Annotated in this window: 22 protein-coding genes; 15 read left to right on the top strand and 7 right to left on the bottom strand. The window is 31.1% G+C overall.

The annotated features are described in order from the left end of the window. Window positions 1–3: 3 nt before the first annotated feature. The 14 genes from LPB136_RS12735 to LPB136_RS12670 all read left to right on the top strand — a co-directional run bounded on the left by LPB136_RS12735 (window position 4) and on the right by LPB136_RS12670 (window position 13,897). A complete protein-coding gene (locus LPB136_RS12735) occupies window positions 4–384 on the top strand; it encodes a hypothetical protein (protein WP_072556698.1) in 381 nt (126 codons plus the stop codon). Window positions 385–416: 32 nt separating this feature from the next. Next, window positions 417–1,283 carry a YkgJ family cysteine cluster protein gene (locus LPB136_RS12730; protein ID WP_072556697.1) on the top strand — a complete coding sequence of 289 codons (867 nt, stop codon included), beginning with the start codon at window positions 417–419 and terminating at the stop codon, window positions 1,281–1,283. Between the two features lie 22 nt (window positions 1,284–1,305). Continuing rightward, window positions 1,306–2,976 (top strand): RluA family pseudouridine synthase, encoded by a 1,671-nt coding sequence (locus LPB136_RS12725; RefSeq protein WP_072556696.1) that lies wholly within the window; start codon window positions 1,306–1,308, stop codon window positions 2,974–2,976. Window positions 2,977–3,090: 114 nt separating this feature from the next. After that, complete coding sequence (locus LPB136_RS12720; protein WP_072556695.1) at window positions 3,091–3,528, top strand: DUF5675 family protein; 438 nt, start codon at window positions 3,091–3,093, stop codon at window positions 3,526–3,528. 123 nt (window positions 3,529–3,651) lie between these two features. Next, window positions 3,652–4,107 (top strand): 50S ribosomal protein L13, encoded by a 456-nt coding sequence (rplM, locus tag LPB136_RS12715; RefSeq protein ID WP_072556694.1) that lies wholly within the window; start codon window positions 3,652–3,654, stop codon window positions 4,105–4,107. Next, a complete protein-coding gene (gene rpsI / locus LPB136_RS12710; RefSeq protein WP_072556693.1) occupies window positions 4,107–4,493 on the top strand; it encodes a 30S ribosomal protein S9 in 387 nt (128 codons plus the stop codon). Before rplM ends, rpsI begins: the two co-directional genes overlap by 1 nt. Window positions 4,494–4,636: 143 nt before the next feature. Beyond that, window positions 4,637–5,428, top strand: a complete 792-nt coding sequence (gene rpsB, locus LPB136_RS12705; RefSeq protein WP_072556692.1) for a 30S ribosomal protein S2 — start codon at window positions 4,637–4,639, stop codon at window positions 5,426–5,428. A 24-nt stretch (window positions 5,429–5,452) separates the two neighbouring features. After that, window positions 5,453–6,424 (top strand): translation elongation factor Ts, encoded by a 972-nt coding sequence (gene tsf, locus LPB136_RS12700; protein ID WP_072556691.1) that lies wholly within the window; start codon window positions 5,453–5,455, stop codon window positions 6,422–6,424. A gap of 112 nt (window positions 6,425–6,536) precedes the next feature. Next, window positions 6,537–7,244 carry a UMP kinase gene (gene pyrH / locus LPB136_RS12695; protein ID WP_072556690.1) on the top strand — a complete coding sequence of 236 codons (708 nt, stop codon included), beginning with the start codon at window positions 6,537–6,539 and terminating at the stop codon, window positions 7,242–7,244. 27 nt (window positions 7,245–7,271) lie between these two features. Beyond that, window positions 7,272–7,826 (top strand): ribosome recycling factor, encoded by a 555-nt coding sequence (frr, locus tag LPB136_RS12690; RefSeq protein ID WP_072556689.1) that lies wholly within the window; start codon window positions 7,272–7,274, stop codon window positions 7,824–7,826. Window positions 7,827–7,923: 97 nt separating this feature from the next. Further along, on the top strand, window positions 7,924–10,302 hold the full coding sequence (locus LPB136_RS12685) for an efflux RND transporter permease subunit (protein WP_072556688.1): 2,379 nt from the start codon (window positions 7,924–7,926) through the stop codon (window positions 10,300–10,302). Between the two features lie 77 nt (window positions 10,303–10,379). After that, window positions 10,380–11,813 (top strand): asparagine--tRNA ligase, encoded by a 1,434-nt coding sequence (gene asnS / locus LPB136_RS12680; protein ID WP_072556687.1) that lies wholly within the window; start codon window positions 10,380–10,382, stop codon window positions 11,811–11,813. Between the two features lie 24 nt (window positions 11,814–11,837). After that, window positions 11,838–13,298, top strand: coding sequence for an RNA polymerase factor sigma-54 (rpoN, locus tag LPB136_RS12675; protein ID WP_072556686.1), 1,461 nt, complete (start codon window positions 11,838–11,840; stop codon window positions 13,296–13,298). Next, window positions 13,298–13,897 (top strand): hypothetical protein, encoded by a 600-nt coding sequence (locus LPB136_RS12670; RefSeq protein WP_072556685.1) that lies wholly within the window; start codon window positions 13,298–13,300, stop codon window positions 13,895–13,897. The genes rpoN and LPB136_RS12670 overlap by 1 nt, the downstream gene beginning before the upstream one ends. On the opposite strand, the gene LPB136_RS12665 is transcribed toward LPB136_RS12670, so the two are convergent. The 6 genes from LPB136_RS12665 to LPB136_RS12640 form a co-directional block, all read right to left on the bottom strand. Beyond that, window positions 13,892–14,581: a porin family protein gene (locus LPB136_RS12665; RefSeq protein WP_072556684.1), complete on the bottom strand. Its 690-nt coding sequence runs from the start codon at window positions 14,579–14,581 to the stop codon at window positions 13,892–13,894. The genes LPB136_RS12670 and LPB136_RS12665 overlap by 6 nt on opposite strands. Before the next feature lie 82 nt (window positions 14,582–14,663). Beyond that, window positions 14,664–15,137 (bottom strand): ExbD/TolR family protein, encoded by a 474-nt coding sequence (locus tag LPB136_RS12660; protein WP_072556683.1) that lies wholly within the window; start codon window positions 15,135–15,137, stop codon window positions 14,664–14,666. 18 nt (window positions 15,138–15,155) lie between these two features. Next, window positions 15,156–15,785, bottom strand: coding sequence for an ExbD/TolR family protein (locus tag LPB136_RS12655; RefSeq protein WP_072556682.1), 630 nt, complete (start codon window positions 15,783–15,785; stop codon window positions 15,156–15,158). Window positions 15,786–15,791: 6 nt separating this feature from the next. Continuing rightward, window positions 15,792–16,232 carry a hypothetical protein gene (locus tag LPB136_RS12650; protein WP_072556681.1) on the bottom strand — a complete coding sequence of 147 codons (441 nt, stop codon included), beginning with the start codon at window positions 16,230–16,232 and terminating at the stop codon, window positions 15,792–15,794. 5 nt (window positions 16,233–16,237) lie between these two features. Further along, window positions 16,238–16,963 (bottom strand): MotA/TolQ/ExbB proton channel family protein, encoded by a 726-nt coding sequence (locus LPB136_RS12645; protein WP_072556680.1) that lies wholly within the window; start codon window positions 16,961–16,963, stop codon window positions 16,238–16,240. A gap of 243 nt (window positions 16,964–17,206) precedes the next feature. Continuing rightward, window positions 17,207–18,238 carry an asparaginase gene (locus LPB136_RS12640; protein ID WP_072556679.1) on the bottom strand — a complete coding sequence of 344 codons (1,032 nt, stop codon included), beginning with the start codon at window positions 18,236–18,238 and terminating at the stop codon, window positions 17,207–17,209. A 144-nt stretch (window positions 18,239–18,382) separates the two neighbouring features. Between LPB136_RS12640 and LPB136_RS12635 the strand changes: the two genes are divergently transcribed. Further along, window positions 18,383–19,075, top strand: coding sequence for a zinc metallopeptidase (locus tag LPB136_RS12635; protein WP_072556678.1), 693 nt, complete (start codon window positions 18,383–18,385; stop codon window positions 19,073–19,075). Window positions 19,076–19,634: 559 nt separating this feature from the next. Here LPB136_RS12635 and lepA read toward each other — a convergent pair. Then, a complete protein-coding gene (gene lepA, locus LPB136_RS12630; protein WP_072556677.1) occupies window positions 19,635–21,431 on the bottom strand; it encodes a translation elongation factor 4 in 1,797 nt (598 codons plus the stop codon). Window positions 21,432–21,492 lie beyond the last annotated feature (61 nt).

Genomic DNA, 21,492 nt, shown 5'->3' with positions numbered 1-21,492 from the left:
AAAATGGAATTAGATTATATAGAAAATGTTAACGGTCTTGACGAAAACATAGTGCGTCTTTACAACTTTAACAAAGCGGAGGCAATTTTGTTTAGAGACTTATTAATTGATACAATTATTAACAAAAGGCAAAAATTAGATTTGTCTCAAGTTGATTTTATAACACCAAGAAATTGCAATTTAATTTTAGGTTTATTCAAATCTGATGAAGGAATTTTAACCCAAGATAATGAGACTTTTTTCTGTATTTTAACGTTAGAAGGTTTTGAAAACATGGTGAAACTTATAGAACCTTTTTGCTTGAAAGAAACCAGAAGTTATCAATACTTATATGATATTGACAATCCTACTGATTTATTATTTTCTCCTTCGGCTAGTTGGTAATTTTTCTTTCTAATAAATTTAAGTATTCATAAATGCAGATAACAAAACTCAACTCTGAAAGTGTATTGCCACTAACCTGTTCCCGATCTGGAACTTGTTGTTTTGGCAAAGACGTAATGTTGAATCCGTGGGAATTATTAAACTTCAGTAAAGAGAAAAAAATTACCCCAAGAGAATTTCGTGATTTATATTCTGAATTTGGTGGTATTCAACTACTTTTTGATGGAAAAAACGACAATAAAGGACAAAAATCTTGTAGTCAATATTTAGACAATGCTGGTTGCAGTGTTCATTTGGGGCGTCCGTTAGCGTGTCGCTTATATCCGTTAGGTCGCCAAATTCAATTTAACAAAGCACAATATATTTATGAAGGCGATACATTTCCTTGTTTAACGGATTGTGCTGAAGTATTAGATTTACCAAAAATGACCGTTGGCGAATATCTTGAAGGACAAGAAACCGATTTATTTGAAAAAGCGTTAAATGAATACTTAAAGGTGATGCAAAACATTGCCGATTTAGGTTTTGAATTACTTTTAGATTCGGGTTTATCGGAATCTGGAGATACAAAAACACTGGCTGCTTGGAGAGAAATAGGAAAAGCATCTCATCAATTTTCAGCAAAAAAAATAGGCAACGATTGGATGGATCTTTTAATGATCCCACCAATAACTGATGAAACTGAAAATCCTATTATTTTTGCTCAAAAACATAATGAATTGCTACTTTTAAAGGCGCAAGAAGAATTTGGAAGCATACAAACATTAGAAGAACTTAGCCAAGCTTCAACCTTATTAATTAGTGTAGCACTACATTTATCTAGAGGTTTGGGAGCAGATACAAAAGGAATTTCTGAACTTTGGATAGAGACCGCAAAAAGCCATGGCGCTAAGGAATAGCATTTAAAGTAAAAAACATAAATTGAAACATTTTCAACATTTCAAAACCGATATTTCAGAAATTGAACTTCCCGCTAAGTTTACCTTTCCGTTTTATTACGAACCTAGTTTAATTGCTAAAATAGCAGCAAAAGAACTGCAAGAGTATTTAGAAAATCAAACTGATTTTGAACATAATTTTGGTTTAAATGAAACACAAACCGACTTGCCAATTGGAAAAATGTTTGGCGTTTTAGTTGTTAAAAATGAAAAGAATGAAATTGGTTATTTGGCAGCTTTTTCAGGAAAACTAGCAGACAAAAGTCTACCCGAAAAATTTGTTCCTCCTGTTTTTAATATGAGAACCGAAGGCAGTTTTTATATAAAAGGTGAACTTGAAATTGATGAAATTAATCGACAATTAAGTTTACTTAAAAAAGATAAAAATTATAACAAATTAAAAAAATCAGTAAAAAAAATAACGGAAACTATTGCGGAAGATTTAGCACTACAACGCAAAAAGATGAGGCTTTCTAAAAAGGATAGAAAACTTCGTAAAAAAAATGCACAAGCAACTTTAAACGATTCTGATTTCAATAATCTCATTAAAAAACTAACTCAAGAAAGTTATAACGATCAATTTTTCTACAAAGAACTAGTTGAATATTATGATCTTAAAATTAAAAAAAACAGACTAGAATTAATCAATTTTGAAGAAAAAATAGCTTCACTTAAAACAGCACGAAAAGAAAAATCTAACTACTTACAACAAACGTTGTTTAGCAAATATGCTTTTTTAAATCAACAAAAAGAATTAAAAAACTTGTTAGATATCTTTAACAATCCTGCAATAAAACCACCTGCAGGAGCTGGAGAATGTGCAGCTCCAAAATTATTACAATATGCTTTTTTAAATAACTTAACTCCAATTTCTATGTCGGAGTTTTGGTGGGGAATTTCACCAAATTCAGCAATACGAAAGCACAAAAATTATTATCCAGCTTGCCAAAGTAGATGTAAACCAATTTTAGCGCACATGTTAGAAGGCGTTGAAATGGACGCCAATTTATTGATTGAAAATGTTTCCGAAGAAAAAGAATTGGAAATCATTTACGAAGACGATGTGCTACTTGTGGTAAACAAACCTGCCGAATTACTATCGGTTCCTGGAAAAGAAATTACAGATTCAGTGTATACAAGAATCAAAGAAAAATATCCAAATGCAACTGGACCTTTAATTGTACATCGACTTGACATGGCAACTTCCGGGATTCTACTATTAACAAAAACCAAAGAAGCTAACAAAACACTCCAAAGTCAGTTTATAAACAGAACTATTAAGAAACGATACATTGCCTTATTAGAAGGAAATCTAACAGAAAAAAAAGGTGAAATCAACTTGCCTTTACGAGTAGATTTAGATGATAGACCACGACAGTTAGTTTGTTTTGAACATGGAAAAAATGCAGTTACAGAGTGGGAAATTATTGAACAAAAAAACAATACAACACGTGTTTATTTTTACCCAATTACTGGAAGAACGCATCAATTAAGAGTCCACGCAGCTCATAAAGACGGATTAAACTCTCCTATAATTGGAGATGACTTATACGGAACAAAGAAAAACAGATTGCATTTACATGCAGAGTTTATTGAATTTTTACATCCAACTTCTAGAGATAAAATGTCATTTTCTATCAAACCAAATTTTTAAAAACTTCAACAAAAACCATTTACAGCGTTTTTCCTATAGCATAATCAGTTTAAATGCTGATGTATTTAGTTTTAAGTAGCTTAATTTTAACCGTTTAATCAAAACAACTATGTTATGAAAAAAATGGTTTTATACAGAAACAATTATATTGGTCCAGAAATATTAGGGCACTTATTAGTCTTTGAAGATTTACCTTCCGGTGGAAGCAAACTTATTTTTGATTGTAAAACATTAGAACTTGAATGGAAAAATAATGCTAGAAATGTTTCTTGCGTTCCTTCAGGGTTTTACAATCTAAATTATGAGTTCTCAAATAAATTTAATAGAAGTTTATGGGAATTAAAAGGTGTTCCAGGAAGAAGTGAAGCCAAAATTCATGTTGCAAATTATTACACTCAAATACAAGGTTGTATTGCCGTTGGTGATATGCATACCAAAATTAATAGCGATGGTTTTTTAGACGTTAGAAACAGTGCAAACACGCTGTCTAGATTGCATAATATTATGAGTTCTCAATCTAAAAGTACAATTAGAATTGTAGGAAAAACCTAATCACTTCATTTTCAATAAAAAAACAACTTAAATTAGTGTTTGCCAATCAAATAAATAGTTGTAATTTTGCAGTCCTTTTTTAAGGGAAAAACTTTTTATTAATAAACAAAAACTAATAGTGTAATGAACACATTAAGTTACAAAACAGTATCAGCAAACAGCTCTACGGTAAACAAAGAGTGGGTTTTAGTTGATGCAGACGGGCAAACGTTGGGTCGTCTAGCTTCTAAAGTAGCAATGCTAATTAGAGGTAAGTACAAACCAAGTTTTACACCACACGTAGATTGTGGAGATAACGTGGTAATTATCAACGCAGAAAAAATTCAATTAACTGGAAAGAAATGGACTGAAAAGTCTTACATCCGTCACACGGGTTATCCAGGAGGTCAAAGATCACTTACTGCAACAGAAATGTTTGAGAAAGATCCTACAAGATTAATCGAAAAAGCAGTAAAAGGTATGTTACCAAAAAACAAATTAGGTAGTGCTTTATTCAAAAACTTGTATGTATATGCAGGAACTGAGCACGGTCAAGACGCACAAAAACCTAAACTTACTAACCTTAACGATCTTAAATAATGGAAACTGTACACAAAATAGGTAGAAGAAAAACAGCAGTTGCTCGTATTTATCTTTCAGAAGGAAAAGGAAACATTATTGTAAACAAAAAAGAGTATAAAAATTACTTTACTACTCCAACGTTACAATATAAAGTTCAACAACCATTAATGTTAACTGAGAACTTAGAGTCTTATGACATTAAAGTAAATGTATATGGTGGTGGTGTTACTGGTCAAGCAGAAGCAATCCGTTTAGCAATTACAAGAGCGTTAGTTTCTATAAACGAAGAACACAGAGCTATATTAAAACCAGAAGGTTTATTAACTCGTGATCCAAGAATGGTTGAACGTAAGAAATTCGGTCAGAAGAAAGCACGTAAGAAATTCCAGTTCTCTAAGCGTTAATATTTTTGCCGAATATATTTTGGCAATTATACTACCAAGAGACTGTTATATAAATTAATTATAAACAGTTTAGTATCTAAATATTTGAGACTTGAAAAACTACTCAAATATTGTGAAAACAGAACGTAAACACATTTTTTAAAATGGCAAATATTCAAGAATTATTAGATAGTGGTGTACACTTTGGACACTTAACTAGAAAATGGAACCCAAACATGGCTCCATACATTTATACTGAGCGTAATGGTGTACACATCATTGACTTGTATAAAACATCAGCTAAAATTGACGAAGCTTCAGCTGCGTTACAAAAAATAGCTAACTCAGGACGTAAAATCTTATTTGTTGCAACTAAAAAGCAAGCAAAAGATATCGTTGCAGAAAAAGCTAAAGCTGTAAACATGCCTTACATTACAGAAAGATGGCCTGGAGGAATGTTAACAAACTTTGTTACTATCCGTAAAGCTGTTAAGAAAATGGCACATATTGATAGAATGAAACAAGATGGTTCTTTCGACGCTTTATCTAAAAGAGAAAAGTTACAAATTAACCGTCAGCGTGAAAAATTAGAAAAGAATTTAGGTTCAATTTCTGATATGACACGTTTACCAGCTGCAATTTTTATTGTAGATGTTAAGAAAGAGCACATTGCAATTGCAGAAGCTTTAAACTTAAACATTCCAATCTTTGCAATGGTAGATACAAACTCTGATCCTAGACCAGTAGATTATGTAATTCCTGCAAATGATGATGCTTCTAAATCTATTGATAAAGTATTATCTTATGTAACTGATGCGATTGCTGTAGGTTTATCTGACAGAAAAGCAGATAAAGAAAAAGTAAAAGAAACTAAAGAAGTTGCTAAAAAAGAAGCTCTTAAAGCTGTAGAAGCTAAAGTTGAAGTTACTGAAGTACCTACTGAAGAAAAAAAATAATTATAATCAAAAAACACAAATAACATGGAAACAGTAAAGATTAGTGCTGCTGATGTTAAAAAATTAAGAGAAGCAACTGGAGCTGGAATGATGGACTGTAAAAAGGCATTAGTTGAAGCTGGAGGAGACTTTGATAAAGCAATTGACATCTTACGTAAAAAAGGTCAGAAGATTGCTGCAAAAAGAGCTGATAGAGAATCTACAGAAGGTGTTGCAGTAACAAGAATTAATGAAGCAAACACAGAAGGTGTTGCTATTGTTTTAGCTTGTGAAACTGATTTTGTTGGTAAAAACGAATCTTTTGTAGCTTTAGGTGGACAATTTGCTGATATCGCATTAAACTGCGCAGACAAAGAAGCTTTCTTAGCTGCAGATTTTGGAGGTATGACAGTTGCTGATAAATTAGTTGAACAAACTGGTGTTATTGGAGAAAAGTTAGAAATAACAGCTTTCGAAAAAATTGAAGCTGCTTATGTTGGTTCTTATACTCATATTGGTAAAATTGCTGCATTAGTAGGTTTATCTAACGCTGTAGATAAAGCAGATGTTTTATCTAAAGACGTTGCTATGCAAGTAGCATCTATGGGAGCAACAACTTTATCTTATAAAGATTTTGACGCTGCTTATGTAGCTGCAGAAACTGAAGCTAGAATTGCTGTTATTGAAAAAGATAATATTGAATTAGGAAGATTAGGGAAAACATTAAAAAATGTACCTCAATTTATTTCTATGTCTCAATTATCTGATGAAGTATTAGCAAAAGCTCAAGAAGCAGCAAAAGCTGAATTAGCTGCTGAAGGAAAACCAGAAAAAATCTGGGATAGAATTTTACCAGGGAAAATGGAAAGATTCATTTCTGACAATACAACTTTAGATATGGAGCAGTGTCTTTTAGACCAAGCTTTTATTAAAGATGAAAAGAAAAATGTAGCTGAATATGTTAAAACTTACGGAGATGTTTCTGTAAGTGGATTCAAAAGAGTTACTTTAGGATAATTAAATCCTTAAAACTTTACTTAAAAACCTCGCAAAATTGCGAGGTTTTTTTATTTCAATAAAAAATAAACTCAAAAAAAATGCGTAGTTTTGCTCAACTTTCAACAAAACTATGCAATACAAAAGAATTCTTTTAAAATTAAGCGGAGAAGCCTTAATGGGCGATAGACAATATGGTATTGACCCAAAACGTCTTAAAGAATATGCTCAAGAAATAAAACAAGTATTAGCAACAGGTGTAGAAATTGCTATTGTTATTGGTGGAGGAAATATCTTTAGAGGAGTTGCTGGTGCAGCAAACGGGATGGATCGAGTACAAGGAGATCACATGGGAATGTTAGCAACTTGTATCAATGGTTTAGCTTTACAAAGCGCATTGGAAGACGAAGATGTTCATACACGTTTACAAACTGCATTAGAAATTAAAGAAGTAGCAGAACCATATATTAAAAGAAAAGCAATTCGTCATTTAGAAAAAGGAAGAGTTGTTATTTTTGGAGCTGGAACCGGAAATCCGTATTTTACAACAGATACTGCTGCGGTTTTAAGAGCAATAGAAATTGATGCTGATGCAATTTTAAAGGGAACTCGTGTTAATGGAATATACAACGTAGATCCAGAAAAAGATAAAAATGCTATAAAATTTGATACTATTACCTTTAAAGATGTAATCAAAAAAGGGTTAAAAGTAATGGATATGACAGCTTTTACATTAAGTGAAGAAAACAAACTTCCAATTATTGTTTTTGATATGAATACAAAAGGAAATTTACTAAAATTGATTTCTGGAGAACAAATTGGAACAGTAGTTGATAATTAATTATCGAATCTTTTAAAAATACTAAAGATGAACGAAGAAACAGAATTTATTATAGACACAGCCAAAGAGGCTATGAATAGTGCAATTGAGCATTTAGTTAAAGAATTACGTGCTATTAGAGCAGGTAAAGCATCACCATCAATGTTAGCAAATGTTAAGGTAGATTATTATGGCTCTGCAACACCATTAGGTCAAGTTGCAAACGTTAATACTCCAGATGCAAGAACAATTGCAATACAACCTTGGGAAAAAAACATGTTGCAAGAAATTGAAAAAGCAATTATGAATGCTAATCTTGGCTTTAACCCAATGAATAATGGAGAAAACATTATTATTAATGTTCCCGCTTTAACAGAAGAACGCCGTAGAGATTTAGCAAAACAAGCTAAAGCTGAAGCTGAACACGCAAAAGTTGGTATCCGAAATGCACGTAAAGAGGCAAATAACGACATCAAAAAAACAGATATTTCTGATGATATGAAAAAGGTAGCAGAATCAGATATTCAAAATTTAACAGACACGTTTGTAAAAGACACTGAAGAAAAACTTTCTGTAAAAGAAAAAGAAATTATGACTGTATAATTTCAACCAAATAACAATATTAAAAGAGTGTTTTTACACTCTTTTTTTTGCTTAAAAAACAACAAACTTTTAATTATATTTGCTAAAACTTTTTTAAATGAACTTTTGGACTAAAGTAGCCCGCCTAATCTTAAGAAATAGAATTATTGTCTTAATATTAATAGCTGCAGCTACTACTTTTTTAGCACTTCAAACAAAAAATACACGTTTTTCTTTCTCTGAAGCTAACCTATTACCTGAAGATCATGAAGCAAACCTTGAGTACAATAAATTCTTAGAAATTTTTGGTGAAGAAGGAAATTTAATTATTCTAGGAGTTAAAGATTCAACATTATTTACACCAGAAAAATTTAATAACTGGAACAAATTAGTTAAAACATTTGATTCTGTTCCTCAAGTAGATTTTACGGTGTCTTTAGCAGATATTCAAAAACTAAAAGCAGATAGAAAAAAGCAAAAATTTGTTGTAGAACCGTTGTTTAAAGGCACTCCAAAAACACAAGAAGAAGTAAATCAAATAAAACAACAACTATTCGACAAGCTTCCTTTTTACGATAACTTACTATATAATGAAGGCGGAACAATACAAACCGCAATTTATATTAAGAAGAGTATTGTAAATACTGAAGAACGTCCAGAGTTTATTCATAATATATTAACGCCAACTATTGAAAAATTTGAGAAAGACAATAATATTGAAGTTCGTATTTCTGGAATGCCATACATTAGAACTTTAAACTCTCAAAATATTGTTGATGAAATAGGGATTTTTGTACTACTTGCATTGTTAGCAACCGCAGTAATCTTTTTCTTTTTCTTCCGCTCTTATAGAGCAACTTTTATAACACTTTTAGTAGTAAGTATTGGTGTAATTTGGGCATTCGGTTTTATTGGTTTATTTGGCTATGAAATTACTGTTTTAACAGCTTTAATTCCGCCATTAATTATTGTAATTGGAGTACCAAACGCCATCTTTTTAATCAACAAATATCAGCAAGAAGTAAAAAAACACGGTAACCAAGCCAAGTCTTTACAACGTGTAATATCTAAAGTTGGTAACGCAACTTTAATGACTAATATTACTACAGCTTCTGGTTTTGCAACCTTTATTTTTGTAAAAAGTCAGTTACTTAGAGAGTTTGGTATTTTGGCTTCAATCAACATTATAAGTATTTTCATTTTGGCATTATTGATTATACCAATCATCTATAGTTTTATGCCACTTCCAAAGAAAAAGCATTTAAATCACCTTGAAAAAAGATGGATCGATAATGTGGTAAAATGGATGGAAAATACAGTTAGAAACAGAAGAATTTCTGTGTATTTTGGAACCGTATTAATTATAATATTTGGTATTATTGGTATTTATCAAATTAGAGTTTCGGGTAGTTTAATTGAAGACATGCCACATGGAATGCAGTTTTATAAAGACATTAAATTCTTTGAAAAGGAATTTGGTGGAATTATGCCACTCGAAATTTTAGTAGACACCAAAAAAGATAAAGGAGTAATGAAACTTTCCACTTTAAAAAAGATGGAAAAAATTAATGAAGCTATTGAAAGTTTCTCTGAATTATCGAAACCAGTTTCTGTAATTAACTTAGTAAAATACTCTAAGCAGGCTTATTACAACGGAAATCCAAAGTATTATCAGCTACCAACTTCACAAGAGCAAAGTCATATTTTTGCATACACTAAAAACTCTACAAATAATTCTGGAATGTTAAAGAATTTTGTAGATTCAACAGGTCGTTATGCAAGAATTACCACGTTTATGAAGGACATTGGTACCGATAAAATGGACATTATTCAAGAGCGTTTAAAAGGTGTTGTAGACAAAGAATTTCCGAAGGAAAGATACAATGTTTCCTTTACTGGTAAAGCATTGGTTTTTATAAAAGGAACTAATTATTTAATTAAAAACTTAGTTTTTTCTTTATCATTAGCAATTATATTAATTTCATTATTTATGGCGTGGATGTTCCGTTCTTATAAAATGATTTTAATTTCATTATTGCCAAATATGTTACCATTATTGTTAACTGCAGGTTTAATGGGCTTTTTTGACATTCCTATAAAACCATCAACAATTTTAGTATTTAGTATTGCATTCGGTATTTCTGTTGATGATACAATTCACTTTTTAGCAAAATATAGACAAGAATTAATTGCGAATGACTGGAAGATAAAAAAGTCAGTTTATGCAGCATTAAATGAAACTGGTGTAAGTATGTTTTACACTTCAATAGTATTGTTTTTTGGGTTCTTAGTCTTTACAGTTTCTAGTTTTGGTGGTACAATTGCCTTAGGTGGTTTAGTATCCATAACATTACTTTTTGCTATGACTTCTAATTTAATATTATTGCCTTCACTCCTATTAACTTTTGAAGACAAAATTGCCAACGAAAAAGTGTTTAAAGAGCCAAAAATTAAGATTATTCCTCCCAAAGATGGGGATAAAAATTCTACAGAATAAAATTACCTTTTTATTCACACTTCTATCATTGCTAAATTTAACGCAAAAAAGTATCTTTGCTTTTCAATTTATGTAAGATGCAAAGAAGTAGCGTATTAAATTTAGTAACAACTAAAGAATTTGATCAAAAAGTAACCGTTAAAGGTTGGGTAAGAACTTTTAGAAGCAATCGTTTTATTGCTTTAAATGACGGTTCTACCATAAAAAATATACAATGTGTAATCGATTTTGAAAACACAGCTGAAGAAATTCTAAAAAGAATTACTACAGGTGCTTGTGTAAGTATTGTTGGTACTTTGGTAGAAAGCCAAGGAAAAGGACAAAATTCTGAAATTCAAGTTGACGAATTAGAAATCTTAGGAGATTCTAATCCAGATGAATATCCAATTCAACCTAAAAAACACAGTTTTGAATTTTTAAGAGAAAACGCACATTTACGCGTTAGAACAAATACATTTTCTGCAGTGATGAGAGTGCGTTCTAAACTGTCTTTCGCTGTACATAAATATTTTCAAGAGAATGGTTTCAACTACGTTAACACGCCAATTATAACAGGTTCCGATGCTGAAGGTGCTGGTGAAATGTTTAAGGTCACTAATTTTGAAGCTAACAAGGCTCCGAAAAATGAAGATGGAAATGTAGATTTTAAACAAGATTTCTTCGGAAAAGAAACAAACCTTACCGTTTCTGGTCAATTAGAAGCAGAAACTTATGCAATGGCTTTAGGTAAAGTGTATACTTTTGGACCAACTTTTAGAGCTGAGAACTCGAACACAACTCGCCATTTATCTGAATTTTGGATGATTGAACCTGAAGTTGCCTTTATGGATTTAGAAGGTAACATGGATTTATCTGAAGACTTTATTAAATCGGTTATTAACTATGTTTTAGAAAACTGTAAAGACGATTTAGAATTTTTAGATCAACGTTTTGCTCAAGAAGAAAAAGGAAAACCACAATTACAACGAAGCGAATTAGGTTTAATTGATAAATTAAAGTTTGTTACAGAAAACGATTTTAAACGTGTTTCTTACACAGAAGCTATTGATATTTTACGCAACAGTAAACCAAATAAAAAGAAGAAATTTCAGTTTCCTATTAATGAATGGGGAGCAGATTTACAATCGGAACACGAACGTTTTTTAGTTGAAAAACACTTTAAATGTCCGGTAATATTATTTGATTACCCTGCAAACATTAAGGCATTTTACATGCGTTTAAATGACGATGGAAAAACTGTACGAGCAATGGATGTTCTTTTCCCTGGAATTGGAGAAATAGTTGGTGGCGCGCAACGTGAGGAACGATATGATGTTTTAATTGAAAAAATGAAAGCATTAGACATTGACGAGAAAGAATTATGGTGGTATTTAGATTTACGTAAATTTGGTACAGCAGTTCACTCTGGTTTTGGTCTTGGTTTTGAGCGTTTAGTTCAGTTTACAACAGGAATGGGTAATATTAGAGACGTAATTCCGTTTCCAAGAACACCACAAAACGCAGAATTCTAAAATACTTTTCGTATATTCAAACCTATGCTAAAACAAAGTTTACATTATAAACTCTTACAAAAATTATCTCCACAACAAATTCAGTTGATGAAGCTAATTCAATTACCTACACAGGCTTTTGAAGAGCGTTTAAAACAAGAAATTGAAGAGAATCCTGCGTTAGATACAGGTAAAGAAGAGCCAGAAAACTTTGAAGACACATTAGCAGATCAAGAATTTGACGATACTGGAAATGAAAAAATAGAAGCTGAAGATATAAACATTGATGAATATCTTAGCGATGATGAATATCCAAGTTATAAAACACAAGCGAATAATTATTCCGCAGATGATGAAGAAAAAAACGTTCCTTATGCAGCTGGAACTACTTTTCATCAATCTTTATTAAATCAATTAAACACCTTCATGATTGATGAAGAAGAACGTGCAATTGCAGAGTTTTTAGTTGGTAGTATTGATGATAGCGGTTATATACGTAGAGAAATTATTGATTTAGTAGATGATCTAGCTTTTACCCAAAACATCTTCACTGAAGAAGATAAAGTGGAAAAAGTAATGTGTAATGTTGTACAAAGATTAGATCCAATTGGAGTTGGCGCAAGAGATTTAAAAGAATGTTTAATTATTCAATTAAAAGCTAAATCTGCTACAAAATATAGAGATTTAGCTATTGACATTCTTGAAAACGCGTTTGATCATTTTGTAAAGAAACATTATAAAAAACTACAAGAAAAATTTAATATTTCTGAAGAAGAATTGAAAGATACTATCACAGAAATAGGGAAATTAAATCCAAAACCAGGAAGTTCTTACGCAGGTAATAATAAGATTGCAGAGCAAATAGTTCCAGATTATTCAATGAGAATTGTTGACGGACAATTAGAGCTAACTTTAAATTCTAGAAACGCTCCAGAATTACATGTTTCTCGTGAATATAACAACATGTTAAAAGGATATCAAGAGTCAAAAGAGAAAAGTAAATCTCAAAAAGATGCGGTATTTTTTATCAAGCAAAAATTAGATGCTGCAAAATGGTTTATTGACGCTATTAAACAACGTCAACAAACACTTTTAGTTACTATGAACTGCATAATGCACCATCAATACGATTATTTTTTAACTGGTGATGAGCGCAAGTTAAAACCAATGATCTTAAAAGATATTGCAGATAAAATTAACATGGATGTTTCTACAGTTTCTCGTGTAGCAAACAGTAAGTATGTATCTACGCCTTACGGAACAAAATTGATTAAAGAATTCTTCTCAGAATCGATGAAAAATGACCAAGGGGAAGATGTATCTACAAGAGAAATAAAGAAAATTTTAGAGACTGTTGTTTCTGAAGAAGATAAACGCAAGCCTTTTACAGATGAAAAATTATCTAAATTACTCAAAGAAAAAGGCTACCCAATCGCTAGAAGGACTGTTGCCAAATATCGTGAGCAATTAGATATTCCCGTTGCAAGACTTAGAAAAGAAATTTAATGCGTTTTCATAAATTAATATCAGTTTTACTACATCCAATTGTAGTACCTACAATTGGTGTTATTCTCTATTTTCTTACAGTTCCAACATTGTTTGTAAAATCACAAAAACTAGCCATTTTAGGTCTAATTTTTGTGGCAACTTACTTTGTTCCACTAGTTATTTTAATCATTCTTAAAGCATTAAATAAGATTGAATCTTACCAAGTTAGCACTATTAAAGAAAGGAAGTTACCGCTAGCTTTTATGATAGTTCTTTTTTATTTACTAGGGAATTCTCTTTATAATATTGCACAAATAAGAGATATTGGAATTTTGTTTTATGCAACTTCATTAGGATTAATGCTTATTTACATTTTATTTCTCTTTAAACTTAAAACAAGTTTGCATTTAATATCAATGGGAATTGCTTTGGGATTCTTTTTATTGATGAGTACTTTGTACTCAACAAATTTCACTGCAATAATTATAGTAATAATTATACTTTCTGGACTACTAGGAAGCTCTAGATTGCACTTAAAAGCACATACATCAACTGAAGTATATCTTGGCTTTACACTTGGAGTAATAGCTCCATTCTTAATTACTATTATATTATAAAATATAGAAAGTTAATCCAAACTTCAATATTTTAGTATCAATACTGTCGTTACCAATAAAAGAATCTTTAAATAATGGTGTTAATCCATAATAAAAATGAAGATTAAAAGCGTCATAACCTGCAGATAGCATTAAGCCAGTTTGAAATTTTTTAAAGCTAGAAATATTATTAAATTCAAACGAATCATTATTACTTACATAGGTGAAATTGTTAGAGAAGTTATACGTTAATTTAACGCCGGCATAAATACGCCAGAAAGCATACTTAGTTGGTGTAGAATTTCTCCATCTTAATTCCAATGGCAATTCAATATTATGCACTACAAATTTGTTTGACATTAAAGTATTGTCAATTTCAAAAGATGTTTGATTATTATTTTCCATCACTTTTAATCCATGATTAAAAGAATCAAAACCATAACCTAAGCCAATTCCGAAAGCAAAATTTCTTTTAGTATTTAGTGGTAAGTCTTTAATAAAACCGGCAGATATACCATAAGAAAAACCACTATCAGTTACCATGTTTGGCTGATTACTTAAAGTGTTATAAGTTATAGTAAGATATAACTGATCTTCTAAATATTTTGTATCAACTTTTAAAGAATCATTAGTTTGAAAATCTTCTTCTTGTGAAAAAGAAAGAGTAGAAAAGAATATAAAAAAGAGTAAGAATAAATTTTTCATCTTTATAAAGGTACTTTATTTAATAAACATAAAAAAGCCTTCAAATAAATTTGAAGGCTTTATATAAAATAATATAAATTATTTATTTCTTTATTGCATCTCCTTTTTGAGTAGATAAAGATAATTTAAGAGCATTTACATCTCTTAACTTTAATCTTATGTCAGCTAATGTACCAACATTAGATTCTTTATCAGCTTTAATTGAAGTTGTCATAAATGGAACTTCAGTCTCAGAAACCTTACTTCTTGCATTTTCAATAAATGCAGGAATTTGGTCTGGAGTTCCAATCTTATCATTTAATTGGATTCTATTAAAACCTGTACCATACTTCCCTGTTTCTTTGGCTTTACCTACATAAATTGTAGTTACCAAACTTTTATGCTCTAATTTTTTAACTTCAGAAGCACTAGGTAGACGAGGACTATCAATTTTTAAGTCAGTTTCTCTCATGGTTGTTGTAACCATAAAGAAGAATAATAACATAAAAACAATATCTGGTAAAGATGCCGTTGAAACTGGTGGCAATCCTTTTTTCTTTTTTCCAAATTTAGCCATGAAATGTATACTTTTTAATTAATTAACGTCTGTAGGTTCAATATCCGTAATAATTTGCGGATAACTATTTTTAATAAACTCTACTTTCTTTCTTAAGCTTTCATCTTTACGACCAGATGCTTTAAAAGCCTCTTCTAGTTCCGGATATGTCATATTGTACTTCTTTTGAGATAATCTATCTCTTAACTCAGAGTAAGCACTTAATAATTCATTTTGTACAACTATATATGTACCGTATTCCGTTGCACGATCACTCTCTACCGCAATAATTGCTTTGTTTGGGTGATCTGAAGATTCTGGATCTTTAGCTCCTTGACAATAATCACAAGGTTTAGCTTCTTCTCCTTCTTTTGCATTTCCTAGTCCTCCACCGTTATCAATAAAATTTAAAGCAGCTTCTCTTAAATCTTTCATCTCCATAACTTGACCATCTACAAATAGTTGGTTATTACGGTTAATACTGATTTCAAAGATATTCTTTTGCTTAATTTTTGGTGGCTCGTAATTCTTTGGTGGTTTTTCAGCTAATCTTTTAGATATACCTGAATCTACATCCATAGTTGTTGTTACAAGGAAAAAGATAAGTAGCAAGAAAGCAATATCTGCCATAGAACCTGCATTAATTTCTGGGTTTTCTCTTCTTGCCATCTTAAATTATGATTTTATTAATCCTTTTACTAAATCTATGATAAAGAAAGCACCTGCTACAAGCATTAAAACTCCACTGAATAAAATTCCAGTACTAGTTAATTTTGAAACTTGGCTTCCTGCTGCTGCTATTATTTCATCTTTAGCATCAATTACCTGATCGCTATTTGCTAACATGTATGCTATTCCAAATACCACAACTAAAGCTACTAAACCTAAACCGGCCTTTTTTAAAGCTGCTGGGTTTTTAAGTAGACTAAACACAGAACCTAAAAAGGCTACTGCTGCAGATATACCTAATAGGATCAAAGAATAAGTTACCAATGGAGATACAACTCCAGAAATAGCTTCTGCATCTTCTACATCAACACCTAGTGTCATTACAAATAACGCTATACCGATAATAGATAGTACAGCTACTATTATTGTTATTATTTTGTTATTCATAAGTTTTATTTTTTATATTTTGCTAATAAATCTATTAAAGAAATAGATGCATCTTCCATGTTATTTGTAATTGCATCCATTTTAGAAATAATGTAATTATAAAAAATCTGTAAGATAATTGCTACTACAAGACCAAATACCGTTGTTAAAAGTGCTACTTTAATACCACCTGCTACTACGGCTGGAGAAATATCATTTGCTACAGCAATTGCATCAAAGGCTCCAATCATACCAATTACAGTACCCATAAAACCAAGCATTGGTGCTAAGGCAATGAATAAAGATAACCAAGAGATATTTTTCTCTAATAATCCCATTTGTACACCACCGTAAGATACTACAGCTTTTTCAGCAGCGTCTAAACCTTCGCTAGATCTCTCTAAACCTTGGTAAAAGATAGATGCAACGGGTCCTTTTGTATTTCTACAAACCTCTTTTGCAGCTTCTACACCACCTGAACTTAAGGCATCATCTACACTTGCTACTAATTTCTTAGTATTAGTTGTTGCCATGTTTAAATAAATAATTCTTTCAATAGCAATTGCTAAACCTAAAATTAAGGCTACTAATACAATTCCCATAAAACCAGGACCACCTTCAATAAAGTAACGCTTTAAAATTTGGTGAAATGTTTCTGATTCTGCTGCTGCTGCCGCTTCTTGAGCTTGTGCTGAGACTGCTCCAAAAAACATAAATCCTGTTACTGTAAGGATATTTACTACTTTTTTCATCTTTTGTATAATTAATTTTTAATAGTTAACGGGTTAAAGATATTGTTTTACTTTCAATTCTTCAAAATTATTTTTTTTAAACATTTTCTGAATTGAGACTGCCAAGTAACAAAAAAATGTTGGGACATTAAAAAAAAATGAAAGGTATTTACATATAAATGCTAAAATTTAAGGCTTTTCGCTACTTATTCAGCAAGTTATGCAAGAAGTATTTATTAATTTATTAATAGCTTAAAACTCTTTTTAATCAATTTCTCCACGCAAAGGCAGTTCAAAATAGTGTTTAAATTCTTCTGTACTTAAATTTTCACCTAATAAATACATCATTTTGGCAATTGCAGTTTCTGTTGTAATGTCCTTACCATCTACTAAACCTATCTCCTTTAATTTAACACTTGTTTCATAATGTCCTAAAATAACACTACCTCCTGCGCATTGTGTAACATTTACAATTCTAATTCCTTTTTTTATGGCTGCATCAAGAATGTTTATAAATTGTTTTTCTGTTGGTGCGTTTCCTGAGCCATACGTTTCTAAAACTATTCCTTTTAAATTTGGGATTGCCACAATACTTTGGACTACATTAAGTGTAATTCCAGGGAATAATTTAAGTATTACAATATTATAATCTAATTTTTTTCTAACTATTAATTCTTTGTCTACGTTTTTAGGTTGTTCTAATAAATGTTCATTAAACTGAAGATGCACTCCGCTTTCTGCTAAAGGTGGGTAATTCATGGATGCAAACGCCTCAAACTGTTCTGCATTTATTTTTGTAGTTCTATTTGCTCTATATAATTTATATTCAAAATAAAGACACACTTCGGAAATAATAGGTAAACCATTTTTTCTTGCTGAAGCTATTTCTATTGAGGTTATTAAATTTTCTTTTGCATCTGTTCTTAAATCTCCAATTGGTAATTGAGAACCTGTAAAAATTACAGGTTTTTGCAAATTTTCTAGTAAAAAGCTAATTGCTGAAGACGTATAAGACATGGTATCCGAACCTGTAAGAACTACAAAACCATCGAATTTTTGATAGTTTTCTTCTATAATTTCGGCAATTTTGATGTAATACTTTGTATTCATATCTGAAGAATCTATTGGCTCTTCAAATGAAATTACTTCAATTTTACAGTTTAATTGCTGTAGTTCAGGAATCTTTTCTACTATCTGACTAAAATCAAATGCTTTTAAAGCATTGGTTTTATAGTCTTTCATCATACCAATTGTACCTCCAGTATACACCAATAAAATGGTTGATTTTTTTGTCATATTGTCATTTTTTCTAAATAAAATAAAAAACGGAATAATTTATGTTGTAAATTTATCAAACAAAAATAAAACAACCTTTAAGTAAGTGTTCTTTTTTTTCGGATGAAAAAACAATGTACTTGAAAAAATAAAATTTATATATAAATGGGATTAGAATATTATGCAATAATTGGAGTTATCACCTTATTAAGTTCTTTGGTAAGCAATACGCTAAAGAGGAAATTTAAAAAATACTCGCAAGTTCATTTAAGAAACGGAATGAGCGGTGCTGAAATTGCTAAAAAAATGTTAGCTGATCATGGAATTACAGATGTTAAAGTGATTTCTACTCCAGGAATGTTAACGGACCATTACAACCCAAGAGATAAAACGGTTAATTTAAGCGAAGGTGTTTACAATCAAAGAAACGCATCTGCTGCTGCGGTTTCTGCTCATGAAGTTGGGCACGCAATACAACATGCACAAGCGTATAAATGGTTAACAATGCGTTCTAATTTAGTGCCAATGGTAAATGTTTCTTCTAAATTTTCTCAATATTTAATTATGGGCGGTTTGGTTTTAGGCGCAGCATCTAATATGGGATATTGGGTTTTAGCTGCCGGTGTTGTTTTAATGGGAATGGCAACATTATTCAGTTTTATAACATTACCTGTAGAATATGATGCAAGTAACAGAGCTTTGGCTTGGCTAGAGAATAAACATATTGTTACTCGTGAAGAATTAGCGGGTTCTAAAGATGCTTTAAAATGGGCCGCAAGAACTTATTTAGTAGCTGCTCTAGGCTCTTTAGCTATGTTAGCGTATTGGATTTTAAAATTAATGGCGAGCAGAGATTAAAGCTAATGCAACATTTTTTTATGTGAAAATATAACAATTGAAAAATTATTTATAAGTTGACCTTTCAAGTTTTAAAACCTGAAAGGTCTTATTTTTTGAAAAAACTCACAAAAAAACACTTCCTTTAGATTCATGCCTTCGCAGGAATGACAATTAGTTTGCAAACTGGCTTAGCCCTGATTGAAACGACATCCTTTTTTATTTTTCTTAAAAAAGATATAGTGGAAAGCAGGAAATAGCTTCCAATAAAAAACCTTCTTAATTTCTTAAAAAGGTTTGCGATTCTTAATTCTATATTGATTTCTGCCTGAGCAATAATAGCAAAAAGATTAACTATCGTTTTGTTTTTTTCTAGGAAAAGTTCCGATAATAAACAGAAGACCAATTATAAAAAAAAATCCAACAATAAATGGTATCCAAAAACCTTTGTAATCAATATTTTTTACGAAATAAGTAAGTATCATAATTATAAATATGCCTATAATTTGATAGTGTGATTTTTTCATTTACGTACTTTAGATTATTAACTCTTGTTTTTAAGAACTTAGATTCAAAATATCTAATCATTCAGCTTTAAAACAGCCATAAATGCTTCTTGCGGAATTTCTACATTACCAACTTGACGCATTCTTTTCTTACCTTTTTTCTGCTTTTCTAACAGTTTACGCTTACGCGAAATATCTCCTCCATAACATTTTGCAGTTACATCTTTACGCAATGCTTTTGTGGTTTCACGAGCAATAATTTTTGCTCCAATTGCTGCCTGAATAGGAATATCAAACTGTTGTCTTGGTATTAATGTTTTTAATTTCTCTACTATTTTTTTACCAATTGTATAGGCATTGTCTGCGTGTAAAAGCGCCGAAAGTGCATCTACTGGTTGTGCGTTTAAAAGAATATCTACTCTGACTAATTTCGATTCTTTCATGCCAATTGGATGATAATCGAAAGATGCGTATCCTTTTGAAACGGTTTTTAAACGATCATAAAAATCGAATACAATTTCTGCTAATGGCATTTCGAAAATTAACTCAACTCTTTGGGTTGTTAAATACGTCTGATTTACAATTTGTCCACGTTTTTCTATACACAAGCTCATTACCTGCCCAACAAAATCGGATTTTGTTATAATTGACGCCTTAATAAATGGCTCTTCTACTCTATCTAATCTAGAAGGATCTGGTAAATCTGTTGGGTTATTTAACAGGATTATTTCTTCTGGATTTTTCTTTGAATATGCGTGGTACGATACGTTTGGTACGGTTGTAATTACCGTCATATTAAACTCGCGCTCTAAACGTTCTTGAATAATTTCCATGTGTAACATTCCTAAGAATCCACAACGGAAACCAAAACCTAAAGCGGCAGAACTTTCTGGCGCAAACACCAAAGAAGCGTCGTTTAATTGCAGTTTTTCCATAGAATAACGCAATTCTTCATAATCTTCTGTATCTACAGGATAAATTCCTGCAAAAACCATTGGTTTTACGTCTTCAAAACCATCAATAGTTTCTGTTGTTGGTTTATGTGCATCTGTAATTGTATCTCCTACTTTTACTTCTTTTGCAGTTTTAATTCCTGTAATTAAATATCCAACATCACCTGTTTTTACAGATTTTTTGACAACTTGCTCTAACTTTAAAGTACCAACCTCATCAGCAAAATAGTTTTTTCCGGTTGCCATGAACTTAATTTCTTGTCCTTTTTTAATTTCTCCGTTTAAAACACGGAAATACGTTTCAATTCCTCTATAAGAATTGTAAACAGAATCGAAAATTAAGGCTTGTAATGGCGCTTCTGGGTCTCCTTTTGGAGCTGGAATTCTATCTATAATTGCTTCTAAAATATTATCTACTCCAAAACCAGTTTTTCCACTTGCGTGAATTACCTCTTCTGGATCGCAACCTAATAAATCTACAATATCATCGGTTACTTCTTCTGGATTTGCAGAAGGTAAATCGACTTTATTTAATACCGGAATAATTTCTAAATCGTTCTCTAACGCTAAGTATAGGTTAGAAATTGTTTGTGCTTGGATACTTTGCGCAGCATCTACAATTAACAATGCACCTTCACAAGCAGCAATAGAACGAGAAACTTCGTAAGAGAAATCTACGTGACCTGGAGTGTCAATTAAATTTAAAATATATTGCTCTCCTTTGTGTACAAAATCCATTTGAATGGCATGCGATTTTATGGTAATACCACGTTCTCGCTCCAAATCCATACTATCTAATAACTGTGCTTTCTTTTCGCGCTCAGTTACAGTGTTCGTATAATCTAACAATCTATCTGCCAACGTACTTTTACCGTGATCAATATGCGCAATGATGCAAAAATTTCTAATATTCTTCATTCGTCGTAATTCTAACTTCTTATTATGCACAAAGATACTTTTTTAAACGTGTTGTACAATT

Origin of the sequence: Tenacibaculum todarodis (assembly GCF_001889045.1) — a bacterium.
In the GTDB taxonomy this organism is placed as follows: domain Bacteria; phylum Bacteroidota; class Bacteroidia; order Flavobacteriales; family Flavobacteriaceae; genus Polaribacter; species Polaribacter todarodis.
Note: the sequence above shows the minus strand (reverse complement) of the source record. Positions and strands in the feature narration are given on the sequence as shown.